Source organism: Streptomyces marokkonensis (assembly GCF_039539045.1).
Classification (GTDB): Bacteria; Actinomycetota; Actinomycetes; order Streptomycetales; family Streptomycetaceae; genus Streptomyces; species Streptomyces marokkonensis.
Genome location: NZ_BAABCQ010000339.1, coordinates 1 through 2,702, shown reverse-complemented (window position 1 = coordinate 2,702; position 2,702 = coordinate 1). Strand labels below are relative to the sequence as shown.

General features: G+C 69.4%; 1 protein-coding gene and 1 pseudogene. Both read left to right on the top strand.

What is annotated here, in order from left to right; translation table 11 throughout:
* Window positions 1-17: 17 nt before the first annotated feature.
* A pseudogene (locus ABEA26_RS36525) lies at window positions 18-308 on the top strand (hypothetical protein); the annotation flags it as partial.
* A 69-nt stretch (window positions 309-377) separates the two neighbouring features.
* Window positions 378-2,699 (top strand): LuxR C-terminal-related transcriptional regulator, encoded by a 2,322-nt coding sequence (locus ABEA26_RS35670; RefSeq protein ID WP_345598185.1) that lies wholly within the window; start codon window positions 378-380, stop codon window positions 2,697-2,699.
* Window positions 2,700-2,702: the final 3 nt, after the last annotated feature.

The window sequence follows — 2,702 nt, the reverse complement described above, 5'->3', positions numbered from 1 at the left end:
TCACCGGGCGGGGCAGGGTGGTGTTGGTCAGCGGAGCCGTTGCGAACGGAAAGACGGAACTCCTCCGAACCTTTGCCGACCGGAACAACTCCGGCGAAGCCATTTTCCTGTCGGCCACCGCGACGGCCGCCGACCGTGAAATTCCCTTCGGTGTTCTGAGTCAACTGCTTGAGTGCACGCCCATTTCCACCGAACGCATCGAGGAGCTGATCAGTCCCGAGCACGAACTGGAAACCGTCCGCCGAGCCACCGCCGCACTGCTGGAAGTGTCCGGGACGGCGCCGCTGGTCGTCATCGTCGACGACGTGCACCACACCGACGAGCCCTCGATGGACTGCTTGTTGCGCCTGACCAATCGCAGTCGCTCGACCTGTACCATGATCATTCTCGCGGAGTCGGCGTACGACTGGTCGATGCACCCCTCGTACCGGATCGAACTCGTCCGGCAGACGCACTTCCGCAGAATCCGCCTCACCCCCCTGTCCGTCACCGGGGTCTCCGAGATGGTCACGCAGTACCTCGGACGAGAGGCGGCGCGCAGCCTCGCCCTCGAGGTCCACGAGGCAACAGGCGGCAATCAACTGCTTGTTCGCGCCCTCATCGAGGACCACGGCGACGCGGTGGTGACCTTCGAGCGCGACTCCCGCGTGGCCGGCGAAAGCTTCCGCCAGGCCGTGCTCACCTGCCTGCAGCGCAGCGGCCCGGACGCGCTCGCCGTGGCCAGGGCGCTCGCCGTCCTCGACACTGCGGCATCGTCGGACCGGGTCGCGAAACTGATCGGTCGTGACCCCGATGTGGTCACCCGACTGCTGCACGGCCTGCACGCCCTGGGGCTGCTGGACGGCGACTGCTTCCGGAACCCGCTCGGCCGCGCCGCAGTGTACGAGGATCTGTCAGGAACCGAGCTGGCCCGACTGCACACGGGCGCCGCGCAGTTGCTGCGCCAGGGCGCGGGAGACGCCATCAAGGTCGCCGAGCACCTCGTGGCGGCCAAGAGCGTGCGGGCCGACTGGGCCATCGGCGAGCTGCGGCGGGCGGCCGAGGAGGCGCTGGCCGTCGACGACGACGCGGCTGCCATCAAGTACGTGGAGTTCGCGCTCTCCGTCTGCACCGAGGCACGCGAGCGCGCCCAGTTGAGGATGCTGTTGATCCGCGCCGAGTGGCGCAAGGACCCAGGAGCGGCGGCCCGCCACCTGACGGCCCTCTTCCAGGAGCAGCGGGACGGACACCTCGACGCCGACCAGACGGCCGTGCTCGTGCGCTACGGCATGTGGCACGGGCGGACCGAGGAGGCCACCGAGACCCTGGACCAACTGGTGCGGCTCCGCCCGACGGTGAACGAACCCCTCGGCTGTCTCCTGAGCAGCACCAGAGACTGGCTCAGCCACTCCTACCCGCAGTTCCTGCCCGCCGGCACCGACGGCGCCCCCGCGCCGCAGGCCGACAGCGCCGCCGCGCCGCCGGCCCAGCAGGACCAGGCCGCCGCCGTGCTCAGCGCGGTCCTCAGCCAGGGCGACGATGACGGGCGGTGCACCCGCGTGGCCGAGCAGATACTGCAGGGCACCCCCCTCACCGACGACTCCCTGGAAGCCATCACCTCGGCCATACAGACGCTCGTCTACGGCGAGCGGCTGCCCATGGCGGCGCGCTGGTGCGACATGCTGCTCGCCGAGGCGGAGGCCCGCGGCGTCACCTGGTGGCATGCGGTCTTCTCCGGCTGCCGCGCCGAGATAGCCATCCGCAACGGCGAGCTGGTCGACGCCGAGAGACACGCGGCCCGCGCCCTGGACCTGATCGGCCCCGACGGCTGGGGAGTCGCGATCGGTCTGCCGCTGGGAGCCCTCCTCTACACGGCCACCGCCATGGGGGACTTCGAGAGCGCCCGCAAATACCTGAAGGAACCGGTTCCTTCGACCATGTTCCATACCCGGTACGGGCTGTCCTACCAGCGGGCCAGAGGCCGCTACTACCTGGCCACCGACCGGCTGCAGGCCGCGCTCGCCGACTTCCGCTACTGCGGAGAGTTGATGACGGCCTGGGGCCTCGACGCCCCAGCGCTCGTCCCGTGGCGCAGCGACTCCGCCGAGGTCCACCTCAGGCTCGGCGACTACGAGTGGGCCCAACAGCTCGCCCAGGAGCAGATGTCCCTCTCCGGCTCGCCCAAGTCGCGTACCCACGGCGCCTCGCTGCGGGTGCTTGCCGCGACTACCGGCCACCGGGCGCGGCTGCGGCTCCTGAAGGAGTCCGTCGAGGTACTCCAGGTCAGCGGGGACCGGCTGACGCTCACCCAGGCGCTGTACGACCTCAGCAGGGTGCATCAGGTCCTCGGCGAGTGCGGCAAGGCACGGATGATCTCGCGCAGGGCTGGGCGCCTCGCCAAGGAGTGCCGGGTCCAGCGGATGCAGGAGCAGAGCGCCCCGAGCCACGAGCAGCCGCTGATGCTCGTGCCCGACGAGGGCGACACCTGGAAGCAGCCCGGCGCCACGGCACGGCAGGCGGCCGACATGCTCACGCTCTCCGAGCGCAAGGTCGCCGCGCTGGCCTCGCTCGGCTACACCAACCGCGAGATATCCGGAAAGCTGCACATCACCGTCAGCACGGTGGAGCAGCATCTCACCAAAATATTCAGGAAGTTGAAAGTCAAGCGCAGAACCGACCTGCCCGTCGAGCTGGAATTCCACGCCGCATCAATGGCCTGATGG